Here is a 4,431-nt window from a genome sequence, read left to right as displayed (position 1 = left end):
CCGTGGGCGCCGCGCTGACCGGCGCGGGCATCGCCGCGGGCCGCATCGCCACCACCAGCGGCGGCGACAGCAATCCCGTCGCCAGCAACCAGACCGCGAGCGGGCAGTTCCAGAACCGCCGCACCGAACTGGTCGTCACCGCCAAGTAACCCCATCCCCCCGTTACCCCAGGAGAAGACCCATGACCCGTACCATCACCGCCCTGTTCGACAAGCGACCCGATGCCGAAGCCGCCGAAGCGCGGTTGAAGGCCTCCAATGTCGATGCCGGTCATATCCGTATCCACGACCAGTCGAGCGAGGGCTACAGCGCGGACAAGAGCTCCACCCATGCAGACGTCGGCATGTGGGCCTCGGTCCAGAACGCCTTTCTTCCCGACGACGACCGTCACGCCTACGAGGAGGGTGTCCGCCGCGGCGGTTTCCTGCTGACCGCCGATGTCGGCGAGGAGCATGTCGACCAGGCGGTCAAGGTGCTGGAGGAGGCCGACACCGTCGACATCGACGAGCGTTCGGACCAGTGGCGCCAGTCGGGCTGGAACGCTCCCGGTGCCGCTGCCGGAGCCGGCAGCGCCGCCTATGCCTATGGCAGTGAGGCTTCCTCCGCCGATACCGGTCTCGGCTATGCGGACACCAACGCTACCGGCGAGCAGGTGGTGCCGATCGTCGAGGAGCAGCTCGTCGTCGGGAAGCGCGAGGTCGATCGCGGCGGTGCGCGGGTGCGCTCCTATGTCACCGAGACGCCCGTCCACGAGCAGATCAGGCTGCGTGACGAGAAGATCAGCGTGCAGCGCCGCGCCGTCGACCGGCCGCTGACCGACGCCGACGACGCGTTCCGCGAGCGCACGATCGACATGACCGCGACCGGCGAGGAAGCCGTGGTCGGCAAGACCGCGCGCGTCGTCGAGGAGGTGGTCGTCTCGAAGACCAGCGGCGAGCGGGTCGAGCAGATCGATGACACGGTGCGCCGCACCGACGTCGAGATCGAGGAGGACGCCGGTCGCTCGGGCGGCACCTCGATCGATCCCGCCAACAGGCGCTGATCGGAGGAGCGCCGTGCGGGCAGGTCCCGTACGGCGTCCACCAGCCGTCGCAGGATGCGGAACATGTATCTCGATGCCGCGTCCTCTTCCTTACCGCCGATGGGTGAAGTCGACGCGGGGGATGATCGCATTCTCCTGCGGCAGCTGTGGGCACGCGTCCGGCGCGCGTTCCCGGACCTGGCCGGATCCCGGTTCAGGCTGGATCAGGATGGCGGCGATCACCTCCTCCTGATCGTCGACGAGCGGCGCGCGTTTCGTTTTCCCCGTCCCGGCAGGCATGGTCTCGATCTCGAGATCGCGATCCTCCGGGATCTCGGGCGGGCCGGGCGGATCCCGGTGCCGGACTATGACATCGTGGCTCCGGACGGCAGCTTCGCGAGCTATCTGCTGCTTCCGGGCGTGCCGCTGACCCCGTCGAGGTTCGCCGCGCTGTCGGCCGACAGGGCCGACGATGCGATCGGGGATGCCGTGACGTTGCTGACGTCATTGCATGCGATCGATCCCCGATCGATCGGGCCGGTGGAGGTCTGGCCCCGGATGTGGTCGCCGAACCAGTTCGCCGATCGGCTTCGGCGGATCCGCCTGCCCCTGCTGGTGGAGCGCGTGCCGACGCTGATCGCTTCGATCGAGGACTTCCTGCGGCGCTACCGGGACGACCGGGCTCCCCGCGAGGTCGTCGTCCACGGCGATCTGGTCGGCGATCACCTGCTGGTGGACCGGCATGCCGGCCGTCTGACCGGCATCATCGACTTCGGCGACGTCGCCCTCGGGGATCCCGCGCATGATTTCCTCGGCTTCTGGGAGTACGGCGCGCGTGCCGCGACCCGCGCCGCCGCCGCCTATGGCCAGGCAGATGCCGATCCGACGCTGCTCGCCCGCTCGCGGAACCATTTCGTCCGCTACCGGATCGATCGCCTGTTCGAGACGATCGCCGATGATGGTTGCGCCGACACGATCCACACGCAGTCGGCAGCCCTCGCGGGCCTGCTGGCCGAGCCATCGACCAGAGTGTCCCCGGCTTCCTCCAGAGCGGGATAGTCCGGGTCACGCCGCGGTGTCGATGTCCGCCGGATGGCATGGGCTGGGAACGGCGCCCCATCGGGATACGTCAGATCTCCAGCCCGTAGAGCATCGCCCTCTTCCCGACCGCCGGATCGATCGCCAGCGCCGCCTTGCGGTCGGTCTCCGCCGCGTCGTTCCTGCCCGCGTGCTTCTCGGCGATGGCGCGGGCGTACAGCGACCAGGCGCTGCGCGGGTTCGCCTTCACCGCCGCGTCATAGTCGGCGAGCGCCGCATCCAGCCTGCCGCGGCGAAGCTGCACCAGCGCGCGGCTGTCGAGATAGCTCGCATCACCGGGGTGCAGCTTCAGGGCGGTGTTGCAGTCGGACAGCGCGCGGTCGAGGTCGCGGTTCAGCAGCGCGCGAGCCCAGCATCGGCCGTTGTAGGCGCTGGCGCGATCGGCGTCCTCGCCGTGCATCTTCAGCCACGCGTCGTAATTGGCGATCGCCGGCTCGGGCCGGTCGAGGCCGTCGTAGAGGCCGGCGATCAGCAACCGGCGATCGGAGCCGGACGGCAGGATGCGGTCCGCGGCCTTGACGTCGTCCATCGCGCCGTCGGGATCGTGGTTCGTGAAGCGCAGCCGCGCGCGCGAGAGGCGCACGTCGGGGTCGTCGGGCATCAGCGTCGCGGCCCTGTCGAGATCGGCGGCCGCGAGCGCGGGCTGGCCGTTGGCGAGCCGGGCCTGGGCACGAAGATAGACGTAACGGCCCTCGTTCGGCGCCATCGTCACGGCCCTGTCGAGGTCGGCGAGCCCTTCGGCGAACCTGTGCTTCGACATGAGCACGGTCCCGCGCCGGCCGAACCCTTCGGCATCGGTCGGGTCGGCCGCCCTGTCGGTCAGATCGAGCTTCTCGCCCGTTCCGGTCCGCGCGCCGGTCGGCGTCAGCCCGAACACCGGCCCGCCCTCATATGTCATGTAGAGCTGGTGGTTCGCGTTCGAGACGAACATGCGGTGGGTCAGGAAGAAGTCGAACCCGACCAGCATGTCAGCATCGAGCTGAATGTCGGCGATCCGGAACCTGGGTCGCGACACGATCTCTCCGCCCAGGTCGATCCTGTCGAACGGCGCGATCCAGGCCGCGATCCGTTTCGAGCCGAGACCGGTGTCGTACCCGACCGACGTCACGCCGGGACTGGCCGGGGTGACGCCCGCACGCCTTGCCGCGGCGAGCGTCATCATCGTGCTCTGCGCCCCTGAATCGAACACGGCCCGCATCCTGACGCCGTTGACCAGCACGGTGCCGATGGTGTGCGGTTTCCATGGTCCGTCGCCGCCGCGCTCGAGCGGGATGGTGGAAAAGGGCCTGCCCGCCGACCAGTAGGCGAGCGCCACCTTGCCGCATCCCTCGACCCGCATCAGCCGCACCGCGCCGTGGGGGAAATCATATTCGGTATCCGCAAGGCCGAGGATGTTCTGGCCGAGCAGCCCCGCGCTTCCCGTATCGCTGCCGCCGACGATGAAGTCGGCGGCGGGGATCCGGATGCCGGCGAGCGAGAAATCCTTCGCCTTCGTGATCGACACCGATGCATCGCCATTGATCCCGCGAAGCCGGAACCACGCGGGCGCAGGTTCGCTCGACAGGCCGAACCCGGCGGCGGAAGCCTGGGACAGGGTGCTGTAGAAGGCGCCGCTGTCGACGATGAAACGCGCGTCGTGCGGACCGAACCTGGCCGCCACCATCGCGCGCTCGCCGACCAGCGTCACCGGCAGGTCGATGGCCCTGGCGACCGTGCACGCGGCGACGGCTGGGCCTGCCGTCATCAGGCCCAGCAATCCCAGGACCCCGGACCAAGCCTTCGCCAACCCGCGCATGCGTCCCCGTCCCCGTCCTTCGGCCTCGGCTGTCGAGAATATCGGAGCCGCGACGCGGCGCAAGGGTCACGATCGCCCGTATGGCGGCGCGCGGGTCCGACGCGGGCACCGGCCGATCGCGAGGCGACGGATCGGCCCGTGCCACGCGGATATGATATCTGTCATGCCCGCGCGGTGACGCGCGGCACTGAGCCTGCGTCGCGGAGCGTGCGACGGTTCTTCCCGGACATCAGGAGCGGGGCGATGACGCAGGATCTGGCCGCGGTGGCGACGCTCGCCGCCGCATCGAAACGACTGGGCGGCAAGCCGGTGCTCGACCGGCTCGATCTCGCGATCCGCGCGGGCGAGGTGACCGCGCTGCTCGGACCCAATGGCGCGGGCAAGACGACGGCCGTCGGCCTGCTGACCGGGCGGCTGCGCCCGGACGCGGGCGAGGCGCGGCTGTTCGGGCTCGACCCGTCGCGCCCGGCGGCACGGGCGCGGATGGGGGTCATGCTGCAGGCGGCGGGACTGCCCG

At 69.9% G+C, this 4,431-nt stretch carries 4 protein-coding genes; 3 read left to right on the top strand and 1 reads right to left on the bottom strand.

Annotated elements, in window-relative coordinates:
• Window positions 1–181: 181 nt before the first annotated feature.
• Window positions 182–1,042, top strand: a complete 861-nt coding sequence (locus HUV01_RS12670) for a YsnF/AvaK domain-containing protein (protein ID WP_174298596.1) — start codon at window positions 182–184, stop codon at window positions 1,040–1,042.
• Window positions 1,043–1,141: 99 nt separating this feature from the next.
• Window positions 1,142–2,080: a phosphotransferase family protein gene (locus tag HUV01_RS12665; RefSeq protein ID WP_174298595.1), complete on the top strand. Its 939-nt coding sequence runs from the start codon at window positions 1,142–1,144 to the stop codon at window positions 2,078–2,080.
• 70 nt (window positions 2,081–2,150) lie between these two features.
• On the opposite strand, the gene HUV01_RS12660 is transcribed toward HUV01_RS12665, so the two are convergent.
• On the bottom strand, window positions 2,151–3,914 hold the full coding sequence (locus HUV01_RS12660; RefSeq protein WP_254606622.1) for an aspartyl protease family protein: 1,764 nt from the start codon (window positions 3,912–3,914) through the stop codon (window positions 2,151–2,153).
• Window positions 3,915–4,157: 243 nt separating this feature from the next.
• Here HUV01_RS12660 and HUV01_RS15350 point away from each other — a divergent pair.
• On the top strand, window positions 4,158–4,431 hold a 274-nt coding region (locus HUV01_RS15350; protein ID WP_174298593.1), incomplete at its 3' end, for an ATP-binding cassette domain-containing protein.

This window comes from Sphingomonas bacterium (assembly GCF_903643035.1).
Lineage (GTDB): Bacteria > Pseudomonadota > Alphaproteobacteria > Sphingomonadales > Sphingomonadaceae > Sphingomonas.
This window is presented reverse-complemented; position numbering and strand designations above follow the sequence as displayed.